A 21,988-nucleotide genomic window follows, 5' to 3' on the forward strand; every position below is an offset into this window, starting at 1 on the left:
CTTGGACAGGGGCGGTTGATCTCCGGCTCCTTCGCTGGGGTTTGTCCTCTGGGCCCGTCCTTTGTCCCATATTGAAACAGAGGACTCACTCCAGTTTGAAATACTTGAGCTTGCGCCACAAGGTGGTCCGGGGGATCCCCAGGATCTGCGCGGTGAGGCCCTTGCTGCCACCGGTGCGGTCCAGAACCCTGGTGATGTGTCGGCGTTCGATCTCCTCGAGGGTGGCCAGCCGTTCGCCCTCGACGGAGGCGAAATCCATCTGCTGCAGGTCCCGGGGCAGGTCGGCCACGGTGATGGTCTTGGCATCGCACAGGGCCACGGTGCGTTCGATGATGTTTTCCAACTCGCGGACGTTGCCCGGAAATCCGTAGTTCATGAGCAGCTGCATAGCCTGGGGATCGATGTCCCGCACGGTTTTGTGGAAGAGCAGGGAATACTTGTCCAGAAAATGCCGGGCGAGCAGGGGAATGTCCTCCTTGCGTTCGGAAAGCCGGGGCAGGACGATGTTCACCACATTGAGCCGGTAATACAGATCTTCCCGGAAGAGTCCCTTGTCCACCTCCAGCTTGAGGTCCCGGTTGGTGGCCGCGATGATCCGGATGTCCAGATCGATGGGCTTTGTGCCTCCCACCCGCAAGATCCGACGCTCCTGGATGACGTGCAACAGATTGACCTGCATGGTCAGCGGCATCTCGCCGATTTCGTCCAAGAACACGGTGCCGCCTCCGCCCGATTCCAGAAGGCCGATCCGGGTCGCGACGGCCCCGGTGAAGGCGCCCTTCTCGTGCCCGAAAAGCTCGCTGGCGATGAGTTCCTCGGTAAACCCACCGCAGTTGAAGGAAACGAAGGCCCGCTCCCGGCGCGGCGAAAGACGATGCAGGGCCCGGGCCACCAAGGCCTTGCCCGTTCCGCTGGCGCCCTGGATCAGGACGTTGCAGGAAACCGGCGCGATTCTGCGGATCAGTTCAAAAACCTCGCGCATGGCGGAACTTGCCCCGACCATGGACTCAAGCCCGGACTCCACCCGCAGCGCCTGACGCAGGAGGCGGTTCTCCCGGGCCATGCCCACCTTGCCCAGGGCCGCGCGGACCAGGCTACGGACCTCGGCCAGTTTCAGGGGCTTTTGCAGGTAATGGAACGCCCCGAGCTTGATGGCCGTGATCGCCGTCTCCAGGTCGCCGAACCCGGTGATCATGATCACCTCGGTCTCGGTCCCCATGGCCTTGATCCGCTTGAGGGCCTGAAGCCCGTCCATGCCCGGTAGCCGCAAATCCAGGAGAACCCCGTCGAACGAAGCCTCGGACGCCGCATCAAGAAAGGATTCGGCATCAGGGAATCCCCGGGCTTCGTACCCGTCCCGGGAAAGCGCCTCGCACAATCGTTTCCGGGCCGTGGCCTCGTCATCCACGATGGCGATCCTAGACGGCATGCTCGGACTCCTCCTTGTCCGCCGGAGCGGCGGTCCTGGGCAGGTGGATGATGAAGGTGGTTCCCAGGCCGGGTTCGCTCTCCACCTCGATGCGCCCGCTGTGACGTTTGATGATGGAATAGGTCACGGCGAGCCCCAGCCCGGTGCCCTTGCCTACGTCCTTGGTGGTGAAAAAAGGCTCGAAGATGTGCGGGAGAAGGGCCTTGTCGATGCCCTTTCCGGTGTCGCGCACCTCCAGGCGCACGGAGTTGGGCTCTTCCCGGGCCAAGATGTCGATACGCCCCCCCGGCGCGGTGGCATGCACGGCGTTTTGCAGCAGGTTGACGAACACCTGCTGCAGGTGGCGCAGGTTGCCGACCACGCCGGGGAGGCCGGGCGGCACGTCCACGCCGACGGTCAGCCCGGAAATCATGATCTGGTTTTTGACCAGGGCCAGGGAGCTTTCCACGATCACTTCCGGGGACAACGGGCTGAATCTGGCCTTTTCCGTGCGGGAAAAATCGAGCAGGTTGCGGACGATCTCCCCGGCCCGCTCGGCCTGGGACAGGATGTCCGAGACGATCTCCCGGCCGTCCTCGTCCAGGTCCTGGCCGTGGATCTCGATCATGCTCTCGGCCGAGAGCATGATGTTGTTGATGGGGTTGTTGATCTCGTGGGCGATGCCGGCCGTCAGCGTGCCCAGGGCCGCGATCTTGCGGGCCTGGAGCAGATCCTCCTGGTGCGCGGCCAGTTCCAGGGCCATGCGGTCCAGGGCGTCCAGGAGCCCGGCAATCTCCACGATATGGTGCCCGCCGTGCCTGACCGGGCTGAAGTCGCCCGTGGCCACCCGGGCCGTGATCTGCCCCACCAAGCCCAGAGGCCGCAGCAGGCTGTGGTTTATGACCTTGATGAGGAAGGCCATGAACACCAGAAATATCCCCAGATAGGCGCACGGCAGCAGGGAGACCACGACGATGGTCCTGTGGATGCGTTCACGTTTGGTGGCGATGAGGTCAGAGGCCAGGTCCACCAGTTGTTTCCCCGTGCCCCTGGCGACGTCCATGCCGGAGAGACGGGCGCTTTCCAGGGCCGAGAACTCCTGCCGGTACCGGGTCAGGGTCTCCTGGATATTCGCGAGATCACCGGCATCGGATATCCTGACGATGTCTCCGCCCAACTCGGCCAGGGCCGTCGCGGCTTGGTCCAGGTAGGCCATCCCATCGCGATAATTTTCCTTTTCGCCGTAAATGAACAGGTTCTTCTCGAACCGCCTGGCCTCCAGGATGGCATTGAGAAAGTCATCATAGCGTTCCGACAGGACCAGCCGCTCGCGCATTGCCGACAACGTCCAGACATTGAGCAGGGTCAGGCCGCTTGCCGCCAGAAAAGCCACCAAAAACAGGGTGAATATTTTCCCCTTGATGGAATTGAAAAAGACCTTGAACCGATTCGCGTCGCGCATGGTCGGCCTCCGCATAGGTTTCCGTTACCGTAGGCCATGTTCCATTTTGATACAAGCTCTTTCGCCCTTCTCTGTTTCATTTCGATACATTCATTGCCCTGACCGTTTTGAGGCAGTTAAAATTTCATTTTATTCTGAAGTGTTACGGCACTCAAGGACCATGGCCCACGGCTTGCTTATGGGGAAGCGGAAAGGAGCCCTATGGAAAAAATCCTCGTCGGTATCGACTCCGAGCGCCCTGCCCTGGAGGCGCTCATCCGGGCATTGTGCCTGGCCGCGCGCATAAACGCCCGGGTGTGCGTTCTGGTGGTTCACCCCCCAGGCAAGACCTTGGAGACGAACAGGGATCGGCCCGCCCTGCGCCTGGTCGAATCCGAGATCGACTCCGCCAGGACGGCCGGGACCAGTGTGGAGGTGTTCGTTGCCGAGGGGGATTTCGACCGTGAGATGATCGAGGCGGCGGGGCGGATGAAGACCACGTTTCTGGTGGCTTCCGCCGTTGCCGGGGACGAACCGGGGGGGGACCGCGAAGCCGAACGCCTGACAAGGATCCTGCATGGCGTGGACTGCCGGGTTGAACTGGTTTCGCCCAAAAAGAACACGAAACCTGAAAAGGAAGGGCTATGAGCATACCCATGGAACTGTACCTGCCCATCGCGGGAAACAGCGTGAATATTGCCGCGATTTTCGGCCTGGGGGGAGCGGTGGGCCTGCTGTCGGGTATCTTCGGGGTGGGCGGGGGATTTTTGATGACCCCGCTTCTGATCATGATGGGCATTCCCCCGACCGTGGCCGCGGCCTCGGATTCCAACCAGATCGTGGGGGCCTCCACCTCCGGAACCCTGGCGCATCTGCGCCTGGGCAACGTGGATGTGAAGATGGGTGTTCTGCTGCTGGTCGGCGGAGTCCTGGGCGGGACCGTGGGCGTGGAGATCATCAAGGCCCTGCGCCGAATGGGCAATGCCGATTTTCTTATCAACATCACCTACGTGCTCATGCTCGGGCTGGTGGGCGGCTACATGTTCATCGAGAGCCTGCAGTCCATGAAAAAAAGCAAGGCCCCGTCCGAACCCGAACCCGAAAGGCACACCAAGTCAAACGCCTTCGCGCGCCTGGTGGCCGCGCTGCCCTGGCAGATGGAGTTCAGCCGTTCCGGGGTGCGCATGTCGCCCATCCTGCCCCTCATCCTCGGAGGGCTGGTAGGGGTGCTCTCGGCCATCATGGGCGTGGGCGGCGGGTTCATCATGGTTCCGGTCATGGTCTACCTTCTGCGCATGCCCATGCACGTGGTGGTGGGCACCAGCCTTTTCCAGATCCTTTTCACCTGCATCAACGTCACCATCATGCAATCCGTCTCCAACCACACCGTGGACTTCGTCCTGGCCCTGTTGCTGCTCGTCGGCTCATCGCTCGGGGCTCAGGTCGGGGCCAGGGTCGGCAGGAAGCTGCACGGGGACCAGCTCAAGATCCTTCTGGCTTCCCTGGTGCTCGTGGTCATGGGCAAGATTCTCTACGAACTGATTGCCAGGCCGGACGTGCTTCTGGCCTATGCGGGGGGGCATTAGTCATGAAACACATCATGCTTTGCACCATATTGCTTCTTTTACCGTGTACGGCCCTGGCCGGTGAGGGGGAATTCTCCGTAAGCCCCCAGGCCATCCAGATCCACGCCCTTTACAACGGCTCGACCATCAGGGCGGAAGGAATCGTTCCGGAAGGGTCCCAGGTCGTGCTGCGCTTTCTCGGCGCTCCCGGAGACGTGGACATGAAACAAAAGGGGAAAGCTTTGGGGCTTTTGTGGATGAACATGGGAAACGTGCGTTTCGACAAGGTTCCGGCCGTGTTCCTGGTGGCCTCGTCCGCGCCGCTTGCGGACATGGGGTCGGCCGGGGCGGCTCTGGGCATGGCCGACCTGACCGGACAGGTGGGCATCGAGCCGGACGACGCCGACCGGGATGTCTTGTTGCCGGAGTTGTTGAAACTCAAGCAGGATGAGGGGCTTTACCGCGAAATGTCCGGCACCGTGACCATGGGCCCGGCAAAGGACGGCATGCAGCCTTTTACTGCGGACATGCCCATTCCCTCGCGTCTGTCCCCCGGGGACTACGCCGTGGAGGTGCACGCCCTGAAGGACGGCCGTGAGGTCTTCACCGCCTCGCGGGCCATGGACGTGAAAATGGTGGGCATCCCCTTCATGATGGCCGACATGGCCTTCAACCATGGGGTCTGGTACGGGGTTTTGGCCTCGGTCATCGCCATTCTGGCCGGACTCGGCATCGGACTGGTCTTCCAGAGCAAGGAGGCTCATTAACACCATATGTTGCCCGCCCTGATCCGGAACATCGCGCGGCGTTGGAGCAAAAAGCCCTCTGTGCCCTTTTCGGTGCTCTTCAAAAAATTCAAGAGCATCCTGGAACGCAACAACGCGATTCTGGAACTCATGGGCGACATGGGCGACAAGCTCGGCGGGGAATACATCTACGACCGGCAGTATCTCTTCGAGACCTGCGAACGGCTCGGCGACCAGGTCTTCAAGCTCATTTCGGACCTGAGCCTTCTGTGCCAGCGCAAGAACGTGGCCCTGTTCACCGCGTTCGAGCGCATCCAGTTCCGGATACGGGAAGAGATGGCCGGTCGCCGAACCCTGTCGCGTCCCGACCACATCCTGCCCCTGGCCGAACTGACCCATGACCTTGCGGACGAGGGCGGCAACAAGATGGCGGGCCTGGGAGACATCCGGAACATCCTGGGATTCGACGTGCCAGAGGGCTTCGTGATCACCGCCGGAGCCTATTTCGAGGTCATAGGGCAAGCCGGACTGCGGCGGGACGCCGCGCAAAGCGCCGTCTTTCCGGGCGAGGCGGAGGCGGACTTAGCCGTGATGTCGGCACGGCTGCAGGAGGCGATCCTGCGCGTCCCCATCCCCAAACGGCTGGCCAGGGCCATCGAGAAAGCGGCTCGGGAGACGGCCGGAAAGGACGGCCTTCTGGCCGTACGATCCAGCGCCTGGGGCGAGGACGGCGAATCGAGCTTCGCGGGCATGTACGAGAGCGTCCTCGGCGTGCCCCCGGGCGAAATCCTGGACGCCTACCGGCGGGTGCTGTCCAGCCTTTTCGCGGAGCAGGCCCTACGCCACCGCGCACATCACGGACCGAGCGGCGAGGAGCCGGCCATGGCCGTGGGCGTGATGCGCATGGTGGACGCCCGGACAAGCGGCGGGCTCTACACCTACGCCCCGCTACGGGACCAGGACCGGGCCATGGTGGTCAGCGCCGCCTGGGGCCTGGGCAAGCCCATCGTGGAAGGCACGGCCGAGACCGACACTTATCTGCTTGATCGCGAACCGCCCTATGAGCTTCTGTCCTCGGACATTGCGGCCAAGACCACGCGGATGGCGCTCGTCCCCTCCGGCGGCACGGACATACGCGAGGTCCCGGACGCTGAGCAGGCCGTGCCCTGCCTCACGCCGGACCAGATCGCCGTCCTGGCCCGCACGGCCATGGCCCTGGAGCGGTTTTTCAAGCGCCCCCTGGACGTGGAGTGGGCCTTTACCGGGGACGACGCCCTGGTGGTGCTCCAGGCCCGGCCCCTGGCCATCCAGCCCCGGGAACCCTCCCGGCGGCCCGACGCCGCCCAGGCTGCCAGGGATGCCCCCGTGCTGCTCTCCGGCCAGGGCGTGGCGGCCATGGGCGGCGTGGCCTCTGGTCCGGTCCACCTGGTGAAACAAAGGGAGGACCTGTCGGACTTCCCCTACGGCGCGATCCTGGTGGCCATGCATTCCTCTCCCCGATACGCCCGGGTGATGCCCCGCTGCCGCGGGATCATCACCGACATCGGATCGGCCACCGGGCATATGGCCACCATCGCCAGGGAACTGCGCGTGCCCACGCTGGTGGGGGTGGGAAACGCCACGCGGACCCTGACCGAGGGCCGGGAGATCACGCTCGACGCGGACCACGGCGTGATCTACGACGGCATGGTCGAGGCCCTGTGCCGCTTCGAACTGGTCCGGAAGGACGTCTTCGAGGAATCCTGGGAATACCGGACCCTCAAGCGCGTGCTCAAGCACATCACCCCGCTGACCCTGCTCGATCCCAAGGCCGATTCGTTTAGCCCCGAATTCTGCACGACCTTTCACGACATCGCCCGCTACGTGCACCAGCGCGCCGTGAACAAGCTCATCTCCCTGTCCGAGACCCATCCGGAGCTTAAGGGAAATGCCTCCCGCCGTCTGGTCACCAGGCTGCCCCTGGGACTCGCGGTCATCGACGTGGACGGCGGCATAAGCCCGGACGCCTCGGCCGAGGCCGCGGAGGAGGATCTTCTGTGCCATCCCTTGAAGGCCCTGTTGGAGGGGCTCAACGCCTCGGGCATGTGGGAGACCCGGCCGGTGGCTGTGGGCATGGGCAGCTTTCTTTCGAGCCTGACGCGGACCCTGTCCGCCGAACAGGCCCACCCCAGGCGCATGGGGCGCAATCTGGCCGTCATCTCCAAGGAATATCTGAACCTGCACCTGCGCCTGGGATACCATTTCACCGTGGTGGACGCCTTTGTGGGCGGCCCGGTCAACGACAACGTGATCTATTTCCGGTTCATGGGCGGTGTGACCGACCTGGCGCGGCGTTCCCGCCGGGCGGGGCTGGTGGCGACTATCCTCGAACATTTCGACTTCATGGTCGAGCTCAAGGGGGATATGGTCACGGGGCGGCTCAAACAGCATCCCACCCAGGCCATGCTGGACGCCATGTTCATGCTGGGCGGGCTGATCGGCTACACCAGACAGCTCGACGCCATGCTCGACTCCGACGGGGCCGGGAAGCGGCATGTCGAGACATTTCTGCATCGCATCGCCCATGCCGGGAGGAACAAAAAATGAACCACCACATACCTGACGCGGCCCCCCCGACGGGCGGCTCCCCTGCCGGACGCAGGACCAGCATCCTGATCCTGGACGACGAGCCCATTGTCTGCAAGCGTCTCAAACCCTTTTTTCAGAAGGCCGGATATGAGGTGGAGGCGTTCGGACGCCCTGCCGAGGCCTTGGACCGGGTGCGCGAACGGCGCTTCGACGTGGTCATCACCGACCTCAAAATGCCGGGAATGGACGGGCTGGCCTTCCTAGGCCAGGTCAAAACACAGCATCCGGACACGAACGTCATCGTCATCACCGGCTTCGCCACTTTAGAGACCGCGCGGGAATCCTTCCGCAACGGCGTCTTCGACTTCGTGGCCAAACCTTTCAAGTTGCCGGCCATTCTGGATGCCGTGAAGCGCATCGAGAAGGAACGCGGGCTCGTCCCGTAACCCTGGTCTATGATGGCCATGAAAACGGGGAGCGATGCGGGAGGGGCCATGGGGCCGGGATCGGCCCGTTTCCTGTTTCGGGCCTTCAAGCGCATCCTGACAGGCAACACCGTCGCACTCGAGCGCATGTCCCGCATGGACCGCGCCCTGAGCGGCGAATACGTCTTCGACAGGGCCTTCCTGGAAGACTCGGTGCGTGAAGTCTGCCGCCTGGCGCATCAGTCCGCCTACCATCTCAACGGCATGGCCAAAGAAGGCTATGTGGACCTCTACGACGCCTACTTGTCGGTCAAGGACGCGCTGGAGGACGTTCTCTCCGGCGGCATGGGCCCCCTGTCCTCCCGCTGGGTGCTGGCCTTCTCCGAAATCGGCTGGGAGATGGAGCCGCTGGTGGGACTGACGAGCGCCGGGATGGCGGTGCTCGGCCGGGACATGGGCCTGCCCGCGCCGGACGGATTTGCGGTCACCACCACGGGCATGCGCGAATTGGCCGGGGACCGGGCCAACGAAGTCCGACGCCGGGTGGAGGAGGCGGTCCTGGCGCTTTTTTCCCGCCTGGGAGGCCCCTGTGCGTTGGAGGCGATCCTGGTGTCGGCCGGACTTGCCGGCGACGGAGAGATCCTGGCCGAAATCCGGACGGACGGGATCGAGGAGACGGTGCAAGCCGTGGCGGACCTCGCCGGGCCGGACACGGCGGGAATCGTCCCCGGCCCCCTGGCCCGCGCCGTGTGCGTGCGGCCGCATCCGACCGGGACCGTAGTCGGCGCCCTGGCGACCCTGGCCTACGACAAGGGCCTGCCGCCGGCCATGCTGGCCGTGGCCGCCCCGCCGGGCTCCCCGGACCTCACGGACCGGTGCTGGATATCCCGGCTTGCCCCCCATGATCCGCTGCGCACCAGGCTTTCCGCCAAACCGGCGGATATAGCCCTCCCCGGGGGGACGCCCCTGGGATTGTCCCGGGACGGACGGCGGCGCGGGTCGGGCTGGCTGGTCCCGGAGCACGTCGCGCTTCTGGCGGAACTGGGTCTCGCGGCGGAGCGGGCCATGGGCGGGCCGTGCCTGGTGTCGTGGTCGTTGTCCGAAGACGGCGGCCTGCTCCTCACCGGGCTTCGCCCGCCGGAGGCGGCCTCTTCCGAATGGCCTGACCCGGACGCGCCGGAACCGGACATCGCGGCGGCCTCCGATCCTCCCCTGCTGTGCGGCGGGCAGATCGCCTGCGGCGGGGTGGGGGCCGGACCGGTTGTCGTGTTAAACGAGGACACCCTGCCGGAATCCGTTCCCCTGGGTTCGGTGGGGGTGGCCCGGGCCGCCGCGCCCGTCCTGTCGCGCATCGTGCCCAGGCTGGGAGCCCTGGTGGCCGAGGTGGGTAGTCCGGCCTGCCATCTGGCCACCGTGACCAGGGAATACCGGGTTCCGGCCGTGTTCGGCCTTGCGGGGGCGACGACGCTGAACTCGGGAAGTCTGGTCACCGTGGACGCCGAATCGGGATGCGTGCACGCCGGCGCGGTGGAGGCCCTGTTGCGACAGGCGACCATGCCCGGAGCGAACCTCGCCTCAGAGCCGGAATACCGTATCCTGCGGCGGCTGTTGCGCCACATCCGGCCCTTGAACCTTGTGGACCCCCAGTCCGAGGAGTTTGTGCCCGGGCGGTGCCGCACCTGCCACGACATCCTGCATTTCGCCCATGAAAAGGCCGTGGAACGCCTCCTTTCTTTTGACGCCTCGGGAAAAGGCGGTCTTGGCGCGGCGCGGCGGCTGCGGGAGGATTCCCCCTTCGAACTGGGCATCGTGGACCTGGGAGGGGGACTGGAGGGCCAAGTCGGGGAAGTGGGCCTGTCTGACGTTTCGAGCCTGCCTTTGCGGGCCTTCCTGGAGGGACTCGTCCTGCGCGATGTGCGCAGGTCGGAACCCGCCCGACTGCGCATCGGGGACATCCTTTCCGGGATAGCCCGAACGCCCGTGAACGTGGCCGCTGGCAACCTGGCCCTGGCCGCACGGGACTACGCCAACATCACCCTGCGCCTGGGCTACCATTTCAGTGTGGTGGACGCCATGATCTCCGACCGGCCGGAACACACCTTCGTGGCCTTCCGGTTCGCGGGCGGATTCGCCTCCGGGGACCGCCGGGCGCGCCGGGCCGGGTTGATCCGGTCCGTGCTCGAACGTCTGGGATTCCGGGCCACGCGCAAGGGGGATCTGGTCTTGGGCACACGCAAGCTTATGGAGCGGGACGAGGCCCTGGATGTGATGCGTTTTCTGGGGGCGCTGTCCGCGTATACCCGGCAACTGGACCTGGAGATGGTCGGCGAGGACGACGTGGAGCGTTTCACGCGGCGCTTTCTCGAGACCTGCCAGGCGGCCGGTCTTTCCTTCCCGACCCGGGAGGGCGCGTGAGTCCCCATCTTTTCTCCGATCTCGCCGGACGCTGGCGCAGACGCAGGGAACGCCGGGAAGCCGCGGCCCTGGACTGGATCAAGTCCCGCTACCACATTTTTCGGGTTCTTCTGGCCAACAACGAATCCGCCCTTGCGGCCATGGCCGAGGTGGACGGGCTTGTGAACGAACATGAGACCACCCGGCTGACCGAAACCGTCCGGACCCTGCTGGAAATGGCGATGGACCTGGTGGACGGTTTGAACAGGCTCACGGAAAACGCCCACCTGGGCCTGTATCCCCGGATCGAAAATCTGGGCCGCCGACTGGAAAAGGCCCTTGAAAGTTACGGCCGTGCGCCGCGTCGCGTCTGGTTGCCCTTGGAGGACGTCACGGCGGACATGCGCGAACAGGCCGGAGGCAAGGCCCAGCCCCTGGGCGGACTTCTGCGGGCCGGACTGCCCGTGCCCGCAGGGGTATGCATCACCCGCCGGGCCTGTCGGGAATACCTGCGCCAAGCCCGTCTGGAGGATCGGCTCAAGGCCCTATTGCGCCAGGCCGCCCTGCCCGGGGCGGATATCGGGGAGGTGTCCTCCCGGGCAAAGGCCATGGTGCTGGCCTCGGAGCCAACCCCGGAATTCGCCGCCCAGCTTCACGCCGCCTGGGAACATCTGTGTCGGGACTGGCCGCACGGCATGTCCGCGCGCAGCAGCGCCTCGTCCGAGGATGGCCGGGAGCATTCCTTTGCGGGGCAGTTTGCCAGCGTGCTCGGCGTATCAAGCCCCGAGGCCCTGGTCGGGGCCTTCAAGACGGTCCTGGCCAGCGCCTTCGCGGCCCGGGCACTGGCCTACCGGATTGGGGCGGGGCTGGCCTCGGAGTCCTTGGACATGGCCGTTTTGTGTCAAAGGATGATCGCGGCCAGGAGCTCCGGGGTGCTGTTCACCAGGGACCCCATGGATCCGGACGGCGGCCGGATGCTCCTGACCGCCGTGCCGGGACTGGGCACCCAGGCCGTTTCCGGCCGGGCCGTTGCCGACGTGTACCGGCCGGCCCGGGAGCTCGGCACCGAGCCGACCCGGGACACCCCGGTCGAGATTGCGGAAAAGACCGTCCGGGAGGTCCTGGCTCCACGCGGCGGCCTGCGCCTGGAGGACGTTCCTGAGGACATGCGCCACGCGGCGCTCCTGGCCCCCGGGCAAATCGAGGCCCTGCGCGGTCATGGTCTGCGCATCGAGGCCCTGGCCGGATGTCCTCAGGATATCGAATGGTCCGTGGATGAGGATGGCCGGGTATGGATTCTTCAGGCCCGTCCCGCCCGGCTGGTTCCGACGGCATCCGGACGGGCCGCCGGGCCCAGTTCCGGCGATGCCGAGCGGGTTCTTCTTGCGGGCGGCGTCGGCGCGTCGCCCGGCCGGGCGGCGGGATGCCTGTTCACGGCCCGATCCAGGAGCGATCTCGATGCGGCGGCCAGGGCCCAAAGGCCCATCGTGCTGGCCCTGCACCAGAGCCTGGTGGATGCGGCATCGCTTGTGCCCGAGGTCGCGGCGGTGCTGGTGGACATGGGCAACCCCCTGGACCACCTGGCCGCCCTGTCCCGGGAGCTTGGCATCCCCATGATCACCGGCCTTGGGACGGCCACCACGGCGCTTCAACACGGCGAATGGGTGCTGGCCGATGCCGATCGGGGCCTGGTCCTGGCCGCCGATCCGCGCCTGTGGCGGGACATTTCCCGGCCCGCGTCGCGAACGCCGTCACGGCCAGTCGACGCGGCCGCGAACCTGCGCCGGATGATCCTGCCCCTGAATCTCACCGATGCCTATGGCCCCACCTTTTCCATCCAGGAAATCAAAAGCCTGCACGACGTCGTGCGCTACGTCCACGAAAAGGCGGTCATCGCCCTCTTCGAGACCGGGGACGCCGTGGCCGAACAGACCTTTTCCCTGGTACGACGCCTGCGCGACGGCGCGGGCCTGTCCTTCCTGATCATCGACCTGGGCGGCGGCCTGGTCCCCGGCCGGTCGGCCACGGTCGGTTCCGAGGACATCCTGTGCGAGCCCCTGGCGGCCCTGTGCCGGGGCATGGCCACGCCGGGATTGCGATGGGGCAAGCCGCCGCCCATCCCCGGCGTATCCGGGCTCATATCGCGTTCCATGCTGGATGGGCGCAGCGAACGGCCCGTGGGCAACCCCAACTACGCCCTGGCGGCCAGGGACTACCTGAACGTCAACGCCCGGGTGGACTATCATTTCGCCATGATCGACGCGGTGTGCGGGGCCAATCCCCGGGAGAACTCCATTCGCTTCCGTTTCAAAGGCGGCGGCACGGCCAGGGTCCAACGGGAACGACGGGCCCGGTTCGTGGAGGAGGTTCTGCGCGAGGAGGAGTTCTATACCACCCGCCAGGGCGACATGGTCACGGCCGCGCTCGTGGAGGGGTCACGGGAGACCGTTCAGGACAAGATGGAGATGCTCGGGCGGTTTTTGGGTTTCAGCAGGCTTCTGGATGCGGTCATGATCGACGACGACATGCCGGGCCGTGTGGCCCGGGCGTTTCGAGCCGGAGACTATTCCCTGGACGGCCTGGCCGGGATCGCCCCGGGCAACGGGCCGTAAGCGCCGACCTCCTGCTGCGGCCTCAGGCATGGTGAAACCGGACGGCAGGCAGTTCCACCGCCGTGAGCAGGCCCTCTCTCCCGGCGCCGGTGTCCACGCCGATCAGCCCCGGGGCCACGAGCGGCGTGGTCAGGGGGACGTGTCCGAACACCAGGGTCTGCCCGCTGGCCCGCCAGCCGGCGCAGTCCGGAGTCCGGTTGGCGAGCAGCATCTCCAGTCCCGTGTCCGTGGCCAGATCCGGGTCGACGCCCCAGGGCAGCGGGGAGTGAAAAAAGACATACGACCCGATGCGCAGCCAGCGGCCCAGGCCATGCAGGAACTCCAGGTGCTCACGGGGCATGAAGTCCAGGCCGGAAAAGCCGGGGGGGCTGCCGTAACTGTCCAGGGTGGCCTGGAACCCCACGCCGCGCAGAAAACGCAGGTCGTCGCTGCTGCGTGTGGCGTCGTAGCGCAACAGGGCCGCCTCGTGGTTGCCCATGAGAAACACTGTGTCCGGCCGCTCCCGGCGCAACGAAAGCAGCCTGTCCAGCACCAGCCGGGACTGCGGCCCACGGTTGACGTAGTCCCCCAGAAAGACCAGCCGAGCCCCGGGGGCCATCCCCGCAAGCCGCCCGAGAAGGGCCTCCAGTCTGTCGGCATGGCCATGGATGTCGCCCACGGCAAAAATGGCCTGCGCGGCCGTCCCCGAAGCGGAAGACGATCCGCCAGTTTCCAGGCGCCGTGACGGCAATGGGCCCCTGTCGCCCGGCAACGGATGCAGCCCAAAGACGGGAGCGTCCATGTCTTTCACGTCCCTTGCGGCCTCCAGGTGGTCAAGGATGCTCCCCGGCCTGGCGCATGTTTGGCCTGGATCCCCCAGGTGGCCCCGTCCAGGTGAACCGCCTCAAAACCTTTGCGCACGAAAGTGTCTCTCACGGCTTGTAATCATCCAGGTTACAAGCGTCCAGGCTGGCCACCTTGCCTTTCGTCCTGGCGGCCTTGCCGTTGCCGGGGATCCCAAACAGATCCCCGGCCAGGCCCGCCGCCCGCCCGACCGGGGAAGCGGTTCCAGAAGCTGCCGCGCCGGGTCGCTCATGGGGATTTTTTCATCCCGGCCGCTTGCGGCCTCGGGGATGCGAGCAAAGCCGTTGAGGTCAATCCGCCCGGGCTTTCCCGAGACGCTGGTCCCTTCGATGAAAATAACGCCTGGATATTGCGTCCTGAACCGTTTTTGAGCAGGCGTGCCCCGGCCTCCCCGCCTGTGGGGCACGCCTCCACACCCCGCACCATGCCCCGCACGTCAACACAGGATGCGTGCGCTCCACGGGGCTTCCCATCGCTCGCCATCTGAATTGCACCAAAATGACGCTTCGACATGTTTCCATTTTATTCCGAAGAGATAGCCGACTCCCTGCTATTGAAACACTCGCCTCCCTCTGCCGCAGATCATAAAAGCACAATCCGCAGATGCGCAAAGTCCTGAAAGTCGCGCTGGCGTCACCCGGTTCATGCCGGTTCTTCGGCGGCCATGTCCCCCATGATGTCCTTGATGTCCATGAGCATCTGCCGCGACTCCGACTCCGGCAGTTCCGTGACGCTGCGCAGCTTGCGCTCAATCGCCCGGGACCGGGTGGACACCGAGTCCAGTTGGTTGCTCGCCGAGGTCAGCGATTTCTTGACCTTGTCCAGCACGTCCCCGTACTTGCGAAACTCCAGCTTCACCGCACCCAGGGTCTTCCAGACTTCTTCCGAGCGTTTGGAGATGGCCGCCACGGCAAGCCCCATCTGCACCGAGGACAGGATGGCGGTCAGCGTGGTCGGCCCGGCGATCACGACCCGGAAATCCCGCTGCAGGGCCTCCACCAGCCCGGGCCTTCGCAGCACCTCGGCATAAAGCCCCTCCACCGGAAGAAACAGCACGGCGAAGATCGTGGTGATCGGCGGGCAGATATATTTCTCCCGAATGTCCTTGGCGCAGGCCTTGATCCGCATCTCAATCTGCCTGGACGCCGCGTCGGCGGCCTCGGGACTACCCGCCTCCACCGCCGCCAGGAGCCGCTCGTAATCCTCGACGGGATATTTGGCGTCAATAGGCAGCATGCATTCCACTTCCCCCTCCCGGCCAGCCATGCGGACGGCGAATTCCACGGTCTCGCGACCATTCGGGCTGAAATTCTTCACGAACTGGCCTGGAGCGAAAATCTGCTCCAAAAGCCGCTCCAACTGCACCTCGCCCCAGGTTCCCCGGGTTTTGACGTTGGTCAGCACCTTTTTCAGATCGCCCACCCCGGCGGCCAGGGTCTGCATCTCCCCCAGCCCCTTGTGGACAAGCTCCAGTCGCTCGCTGACAAGCTGGAAGCTCTGGCCCAGACGTTTCTCCAGGGTTCCTTGGAGCTTTTCGTCTACGGTCTTTCGCATTTCTTCAAGCCTGGCCGCGTTGTCCGTCTGGATCTGGGACAGTTTTGTCTCGACCGAGGCGCGCAATTCCCCAAGGCGCTGCTCGTTCGTCCCGGTCAATATCGACATCCGGTTTTCCATGGATTCGCCAAACTGCTTCAGGCTGTTGGCGCTTTCCTCTCGCGTGGTTCTGGACGCCTCCACCTCCGCCTGCAAAATCTCGCTTAGCCTTTTTTCCATGGCGTCGCGGATGCGCGTCAGGTTCGCCTCCGTGGACTGCGAAAACTTCTCGACGATCCGGCCGACCCCCTCCAGATTGTCCTTTTGCTGCGCGGCCATGATGCTCACCCGGCCCGAAACCGTATCGCCCAGGGCATGGACCATGGCCAACAGTTCCCCGCGCAGCGCCTGGGCGGCCTGGGCGTGTTCCGCCCGCCCCCGCGCCGACTCCTCATGCATCACGCCCTCAAGGCGCTCCTGTTCATGGATGAGTCCTTCCAGGACGGTCACGATGGCGGTCGGATTGAAGGGCTTGTAGCGCAGGTGCAAGGCGACAAGCAGGATCAGGCACAGGGCCGCCAGGATGGTGGTCACCAAAGGAGCGGGCTCGACGAGGATGCCGGACATGTCCATGGCGATCGGCTCCATATGTCGCACGGTTTTTCAGATGTCGGAGGGCCTGAGGGCAGGCGGCGGCCCCAGTCCTTTTGTCGCCCAAAATAGCTGCAAAAGGACAACGGCACCACCCGCCCCGCTCATTTTCCATGAACGTGCGGGTGGCGCCCTCTCCCCTGCGGGCTGTGAAAAAGACGTGGGAGGCTGCTACTTGGCGGACTTGTCCAGTTCCTTGACCACGGCGTCCGTGATGTCCGCTTCCGGGGCCACATAGCCGACCACGGCCGGATTGGTGATGACTAGGTCGAGTTTCTTGTCCTTGGCGATCTTGGCCAGGGCCGGGCCGGCCTTTTTGAGCAGGGCGTCGGTCAATTCCTTGTCGCGCATCTTCAGATCGAGGTCGGCGTCCTCGGCCTGGCGCTTGAGCTCCTTCTCCTTTTCGGCATAGTCCTTGACCAGGGCGGTGATGTCCTTTTTCTCGGCGCTGGCCTTGGCGATGGCCTCTTTGAGCGCATCCAGCTCGGCCTTTTTCGCCAGAACCTCTTTTTCCTTTTTCTGCCGTTCTTCCTGAATGAGCTGGGTGGCTTTTTTCCCTTCCTTGGACTCCAGAATCAGCTTCTGGACATTGACAAAACCCGTCTGGGCCCACGCCGACGCCGAAACGCCGAGCAGCACGGCCAGCACCATGGCGGCAATACCTTTCATGCAAAACTCCCTTTGAGCGGTTTGCGAAAACCTCGCACCACGACCACGGCCGTCATGCGGACCTCAAACGCATGCCCCACCCCGATGGCCCGGCCTGAGGCTGGATTCCCCGCCACAGAAAGCCTCTGGAATAACGCACGCAAAACTTCGTGGAATCGAATATCCCAAGCGTCGCCCCGGTGTCCACCAAAAGGCTGTCCCGGGCCGGATCGCCAGTCCTTCCCGTGAGGCGTGGCGGGCGCTCGGCGTTCCCCGCGCACACGGCAAGGGGGCGGCCCGGATGGACCGCCCCCTGCCTCGCAAGCCCCGAAGGGAGCCGCGATACCCCTTACGGCAAAGCCACCTCGGCCAGTTCCGGCCCGAGATACGTCCGTTCGTTTTCACCAAGCACGCCCAGGCTCAAACACAGGATGGTCCACAAATGTGTCGTATGCCAGCCGCCATGGTAATGTTCCGACAACTCCTCGATCTGGGCGTGGCAGTTGTGGCAGGGCGTGATCACGTAATCCGCCTTGGTGGCGATGATCTGTTCGGCCTTGAGTTTGCCGTAGGCCAGCCGGGCATCCTTGTAGCCCGACTGCAGAAACCCCCCGCCGCCGCCGCAGCAGTAGTTGTTGGAGCGGTTCGGGTGCATGTCCACGAAGTTCTCCTCGCCCACGCAGGCCTTGACCACGAACCGCAGATCCTCCGCAAACGGGTTGCCCATGGACTTCCGGACGGCCATGCACGGATCCTGCACCGTGAAACGCAGCTTGAGATCCTTGTTCCAGTCCGCGCTTGGGCGAAGCTTCCCCTCGCGAATCCACCGGGCGTACCAGTTCACGACATGGTCGAACTCGACCCCGGGATCGATGCCAAACTTCTTGAACCCGGCCCAAATGGAATAGAAGGAATGGCCGCATTCGATGTTGATCCACGAGGAGCAGCCCAGTTTCTTCATCCCCGCCGCCTGCTTGGCGAGCACCTCCCGCCAGTGGTCGTCCTCGGCCGCGAACATGCAATAGTTCTCCGCGCCCCAGCCTGCCGTGCCGTACGTCCAGTCCGCCCCGGCCAGATGCAAGATCTTCCACAACGGAACCATCTCGTCGGGCTCCTGCTGCGGCTCCCGGGAGTTCTGGTTGACGAAAAAATAAGCGCCTTTCTTGTCCACCGGGGCCTGCATGTCCTGGAACCGGGGCTGGGTCTCATGGACCTCCTCCAGAACGTCCCCGACCACGAACCGGAAGTCCTCGCTGGAGATACCCACGGCGCTGGCGCCCTCGGTGCGCAAGGCCTGGTTGCAGGAGCCGATGATCCCCTTGGGCTTTTTCTCGCGCGGCCAACTGGCCCGCAACTGGTAGACCAGGCTCGGGATGTCCACCTGCATGGGGCACGCCGCGACGCACCGGAAGCACATGGTGCACATCCACACCCAAGGCGTGGATGTGAGCTCCTCGTCCATGCCCATGACCGCCATGCGCAACAGCTTTCTCGGGTCCATGCCCGCAAGCCCCGTCGCCGGGCAGCCGCTCGCGCACAGGCCGCAGGTGAGGCACAGGCTCAGGTTGCCGCCCTGGGGCAAAAGCCCGGCCACGGTATCCATGAAGGTCGCCCGGTGGCCACCGTCAAAACAAATCTCCGGTCCATTCATGATCAACTCCCCAGACGTGGCCCTTCCCCCCCAAGGATATCCGACCACGGCTCTTTTCACATGTTGCGTTGGAGACCCTGCCGACCATTGCCTTCCGAAACGACGTCAATACTCCTTCGGCAAGTGGTCCAGCTCCGCCTTGGTGAACACCGGGCCGTCCTTGCAGACCATGTACGGGCCGACGTTGCAGCGGCCGCAGATGCCGATGCCGCATTTCATGCGGTTTTCCAGGGACAAAAGGATCTGGTCCGCCTGCCAGCCCAGCTTGTCCAGCACCGGCTGGGTATACTTGATCATGATCGGCGGGCCGCAGACCAGGGCCACGGCGTTGTCCGGGCTGGGCGCGGCCTGTTCGGTCACCGTGGGCACGAAGCCCACGATACCGTCCCAGCCCTCGGCCGGACGATCCACGGTGATGTGGCAGCGCACGTCATCGCGCCCTTGCCACGCCGTAAGCTCATCCTTGTAGAGCAGCATGCCCGGGGCGCGCGCCCCGTAGATGAAGGTGATGTCGCCGTACTTCGGGCGGTTTTCCGGGTTGAGCAGCCAGACCATGGTGGCCCGAAGCGTGGTCACGGCGAAGCCGCCGGCGATGATCACGATGTTTTTGCCCTCGGAGGCGGCCAGGGGATAGCTCTTGCCCAGGGGGCCGCGCACGCCCATGACGTCGCCCGGCTGCATGTTGTGGAGTTTCGTGGTCACCACGCCGGTCTTGTTCACCGTGAAGAGCAGCGTGTCGCCCTCGGTGGGGCTGGAGGCGATGCCGATGGGGATCTCGCCGAGCCCCGCGATGGACAGTTCGGCGAACTGCCCGGGCTCGTAGCGAAACGCAGCGGCGTCTTCCTTGTTTTCGAACGAGAGCCAGTAGGAACGCAAATTCTTGTCTTCGGTCTCCACGCGCACATCGGCGATGCGCACGGGATACGGCAGATAGGGATTGTTCATTTGCTTTTTGCCTCCACATCCTCGCCCATGCGCCGCACCACCTCGCGCACGTCTATGTTTGTCGGACAGAAGCGGACGCACCGGCCGCAGCCCACGCAGCCCAGCTCACCGTCCCGCCGCATGGGAATGTACGTGAACTTGTGCATGAAACGCTGGCGCACCCGGTCGCGCTTTTCGCCGCGCGGGTTGTGCCCCGAGGCGTGCTCGGTGAAAAGCTTCTGCATGCAGGAGTCCCAGTTGCGGACCCGTCGTCCCGCCTCGCCCCTGACCTCATCCTGGATGTCGAAACAGTGGCAGGTGGGGCACACGAAGGTGCATGTGCCGCAGTTGAGGCAGGTCTCGTAAAGGCTCGACCACAGCGGCAGGTCGTAGATGTCGAGCACCGTGCGTCCGGCCAGTTTCTTCGGCTCGAAGCCAGGATACGTCTTCACGGCGGCCTCGGAGGCGGCCATGATCTTCCCGGCCAGGTCGATGTCCCCGGGCGCGGCCTCGGGCAGATCCTTGACCATGGCCAGCCCCTTGCCGCTTATGGGCTTGACCAGAAGCCGGTCGCCCAGGTCCGTCAGCAGGATGTCCAGCCCATCCTCGTGGAAGGGACCGCACCCGACGGAGGTGCAAAAGCACTCCGGGCAGGGATTGACGCAGCCCTGGCCGATCAGGATGGTTTTTTCCCGCTTGTCGCGCCAGTAGGGGTCGTTGGTCATGTCGTCCTGCACGAAGATGCGGTCCAGGAGCCGGAAGGCCTTGGCGTCGCAGGGCCGGATGTTCAGGAGCACCCGTTGCGTGGCCAGGGGCGCGACCGGAACCATGACCCGGCCGCCCTCCCCTTCGGCGTTCTTGAAGCGCATCAGGCATTCGCTCTGGGGAAAAAAGAACTCCTTGGGCGACATGTCCGTGTTGTCCAGACGCCAGTCCACGTCTGCGGCGCTATGCATCGGGGCCCAGACGATCTTCCCGGATTTTTGGGCCGGGGCATAGACCTCCCGCCCTTGCGCGAGGCTGCCAAAGAAGCCCTCAAAGGCGTTTTTGCCGAGTATTTTGTATGCCGTGATCATTGCTCACCGCCCTGCTTGATGAAGTCGTCGGAATCGTCCGGCCGGAAGGAGGCCATGGGCGGGACGGCCTGCACATCCATGCCCGCCGAGTAGCCATAGAGCTCCCGGATGTCCTTCTCGATCTTGGAGGTCAGCCGCCGCATCTTGAGGCCCTGGGGACAGGCCGACTCGCAGGCCCCGCAGTCCGTGCAGCGCCCGGCGCAGTGAAAGGCCCGCATCAGGTGGAACGAGGTGATGTCCGTCATATCCTGGGTCTTTCCCAGCCACTGCGGCCTGGCGTCGTCCACGAAGCAGGTCTTGCAGTAGCACAGGGGGCAGGCGTCGCGGCAGGCGTAGCAGCGGATGCAGTCCTGGAAGGTTTCGCGGAAGCGGGCCCACCGATCCGCCGCCGGGAATTTTTCCCAGGGTGCGGCGACCTTGTCGATGTCGCCGCCGCCGGTCTCCGCCGTGGGCTCGGCCGCCAGTTCGTCGGCCAGAACGGGGTTGCGGTGCTGGCAGGTGAAACAGTTGTCGCGCAACAGTTCCTTGCGTTTCAGGCGTTTTTCAAAGCCCCGGCCGCGCACCACCAGTTCCTCGCCGTCCTCCTCCACGGTCTCCACCCGCCGCCCCTCGGAGCGGGCGACCTGGGCCTCAACCTTGCGGAAGTCGACCATGCCCAGGCAGGGCACGCCGATGACCACGACCTTGTCGCGCTGCACCTGCTTCTCCACGATGAGCCCGACCACATTGCGGCTGGCGCACCCCTGGGCGACCACCCCGGCCCGTTCTCCCGCCCGGGCGACCTGGACCAGGGATTTCGCCGTGTTCCCCACGCAGAAGCTCGACCAGGTCAACTGGTCGGCCTGCTCGGGGGTTCGGGCGAAAAAGGGCTGTTCACGCATGGGGGAAGTGCCCCTGGCGTAGCCGATGACCACATCCACCTTGCCCTCGTGGAGCAGGCGTTTGGCAATTTCCCGTATTTTTTCGGTTCGCGCTTTCATCAGATCACCTTCCGCAATTCCATGACCATGGTCTTGGTGGCGGCAGTCGCCGCATCGACAGGCCCAAGCGCCCGCACCGCCTCAATGACGTCCTTGGCCGTGCGCTGGAATTTTTCCGCCTCGGCCGAGGATATCCAGGAAAAGTGCAGCCTCCCCGGATCCAGCCCGGCGTATTCCAGAAGCTCCCTGAGCATGGTGAAGCGACGCCGGGCATACATGTTTCCTGCGATGTAGTGGCAGTCGCCGGGATGGCAGCCCGACACCCAGACGCCGTCGGCCCCTTGCCGGAAGGCATGCAGGACGAATTCGGGGTTCATCCGGCCCGTGCAGGGCAGGCGCACCACCCGGAAATCGGCCGGGTACTGGAGCCGGTTCACGCCGGCCAGATCCGCGCCGCCGTAGGTGCACCAGTTGCAGAAAAACGCTGCAATGCGCGGCCTGAAGCCAGTATTTTCAATGCACTCGTTCATGTTTCCTTCTCTCCTGGGAAGGCGGAAGTCCCGTGCCTGGGCAAAAGATCCTC

At 64.8% G+C, this 21,988-nt stretch carries 17 protein-coding genes; 7 read left to right on the plus strand and 10 right to left on the minus strand.

What is annotated here, in order from left to right; genetic code table 11:
• Positions 1-85: 85 nt before the first annotated feature.
• Complete coding sequence (locus GD606_RS07870) at positions 86-1,429, minus strand: sigma-54-dependent transcriptional regulator (protein WP_163300265.1); 1,344 nt, start codon at positions 1,427-1,429, stop codon at positions 86-88.
• Entirely contained in the window at positions 1,419-2,870 is a 1,452-nt protein-coding gene (locus GD606_RS07875; protein WP_163300266.1) for a sensor histidine kinase, read from the minus strand. The genes GD606_RS07870 and GD606_RS07875 overlap by 11 nt, the downstream gene beginning before the upstream one ends.
• A 201-nt stretch (positions 2,871-3,071) precedes the next feature.
• Here GD606_RS07875 and GD606_RS07880 point away from each other — a divergent pair, with 201 nt between their 5' ends.
• From GD606_RS07880 to GD606_RS07910, 7 genes are read left to right on the plus strand one after another with little or no spacing between them, the layout of a single operon-like run.
• Positions 3,072-3,497 (plus strand): universal stress protein, encoded by a 426-nt coding sequence (locus GD606_RS07880; protein ID WP_163300267.1) that lies wholly within the window; start codon positions 3,072-3,074, stop codon positions 3,495-3,497.
• Entirely contained in the window at positions 3,494-4,435 is a 942-nt protein-coding gene (locus tag GD606_RS07885; RefSeq protein ID WP_176629252.1) for a sulfite exporter TauE/SafE family protein, read from the plus strand. The genes GD606_RS07880 and GD606_RS07885 overlap by 4 nt, the downstream gene beginning before the upstream one ends.
• Positions 4,436-4,437: 2 nt before the next feature.
• Complete coding sequence (locus GD606_RS07890; protein ID WP_176629253.1) at positions 4,438-5,181, plus strand: TIGR02186 family protein; 744 nt, start codon at positions 4,438-4,440, stop codon at positions 5,179-5,181.
• 60 nt (positions 5,182-5,241) lie between these two features.
• Positions 5,242-7,746: a PEP/pyruvate-binding domain-containing protein gene (locus GD606_RS07895; protein WP_246299015.1), complete on the plus strand. Its 2,505-nt coding sequence runs from the start codon at positions 5,242-5,244 to the stop codon at positions 7,744-7,746.
• Positions 7,743-8,174, plus strand: a complete 432-nt coding sequence (locus GD606_RS07900) for a response regulator (protein ID WP_163300499.1) — start codon at positions 7,743-7,745, stop codon at positions 8,172-8,174. The genes GD606_RS07895 and GD606_RS07900 overlap by 4 nt, the downstream gene beginning before the upstream one ends.
• A gap of 48 nt (positions 8,175-8,222) precedes the next feature.
• Positions 8,223-10,568 carry a PEP-utilizing enzyme gene (locus tag GD606_RS07905; RefSeq protein WP_163300498.1) on the plus strand — a complete coding sequence of 782 codons (2,346 nt, stop codon included), beginning with the start codon at positions 8,223-8,225 and terminating at the stop codon, positions 10,566-10,568.
• A complete protein-coding gene (locus GD606_RS07910) occupies positions 10,565-13,159 on the plus strand; it encodes a PEP/pyruvate-binding domain-containing protein (RefSeq protein ID WP_163300497.1) in 2,595 nt (864 codons plus the stop codon). The genes GD606_RS07905 and GD606_RS07910 overlap by 4 nt, the downstream gene beginning before the upstream one ends.
• A 22-nt stretch (positions 13,160-13,181) precedes the next feature.
• Here GD606_RS07910 and GD606_RS07915 read toward each other — a convergent pair whose 3' ends face one another.
• The 8 genes from GD606_RS07915 to GD606_RS07950 form a co-directional block, all read right to left on the minus strand.
• The gene (locus tag GD606_RS07915) at positions 13,182-13,817 is read right to left on the minus strand and encodes a metallophosphoesterase (RefSeq protein WP_246299016.1); all 636 of its coding nucleotides are present in this window, start codon (positions 13,815-13,817) and stop codon (positions 13,182-13,184) included.
• Positions 13,818-14,644: 827 nt separating this feature from the next.
• Positions 14,645-16,168: a DNA recombination protein RmuC gene (locus tag GD606_RS07920; RefSeq protein ID WP_211922064.1), complete on the minus strand. Its 1,524-nt coding sequence runs from the start codon at positions 16,166-16,168 to the stop codon at positions 14,645-14,647.
• A 189-nt stretch (positions 16,169-16,357) separates the two neighbouring features.
• Positions 16,358-16,855: an OmpH/Skp family outer membrane protein gene (locus GD606_RS07925; protein WP_163300495.1), complete on the minus strand. Its 498-nt coding sequence runs from the start codon at positions 16,853-16,855 to the stop codon at positions 16,358-16,360.
• Between the two features lie 328 nt (positions 16,856-17,183).
• Complete coding sequence (locus tag GD606_RS07930; RefSeq protein WP_163300494.1) at positions 17,184-18,485, minus strand: (Fe-S)-binding protein; 1,302 nt, start codon at positions 18,483-18,485, stop codon at positions 17,184-17,186.
• A gap of 105 nt (positions 18,486-18,590) precedes the next feature.
• Positions 18,591-19,430, minus strand: a complete 840-nt coding sequence (locus GD606_RS07935) for an FAD/NAD(P)-binding protein (protein ID WP_163300493.1) — start codon at positions 19,428-19,430, stop codon at positions 18,591-18,593.
• A complete protein-coding gene (locus GD606_RS07940; RefSeq protein WP_163300492.1) occupies positions 19,427-20,485 on the minus strand; it encodes a 4Fe-4S dicluster domain-containing protein in 1,059 nt (352 codons plus the stop codon). Before GD606_RS07940 ends, GD606_RS07935 begins: the two co-directional genes overlap by 4 nt.
• Entirely contained in the window at positions 20,482-21,465 is a 984-nt protein-coding gene (locus GD606_RS07945; protein ID WP_163300491.1) for a 4Fe-4S dicluster domain-containing protein, read from the minus strand. The genes GD606_RS07940 and GD606_RS07945 overlap by 4 nt, the downstream gene beginning before the upstream one ends.
• Positions 21,465-21,935 carry a hydrogenase iron-sulfur subunit gene (locus GD606_RS07950; protein WP_163300490.1) on the minus strand — a complete coding sequence of 157 codons (471 nt, stop codon included), beginning with the start codon at positions 21,933-21,935 and terminating at the stop codon, positions 21,465-21,467. Before GD606_RS07950 ends, GD606_RS07945 begins: the two co-directional genes overlap by 1 nt.
• Positions 21,936-21,988 lie beyond the last annotated feature (53 nt).

It is taken from the genome of Desulfolutivibrio sulfodismutans DSM 3696, assembly GCF_013376455.1.
Lineage (GTDB): Bacteria > Desulfobacterota > Desulfovibrionia > Desulfovibrionales > Desulfovibrionaceae > Desulfolutivibrio > Desulfolutivibrio sulfodismutans.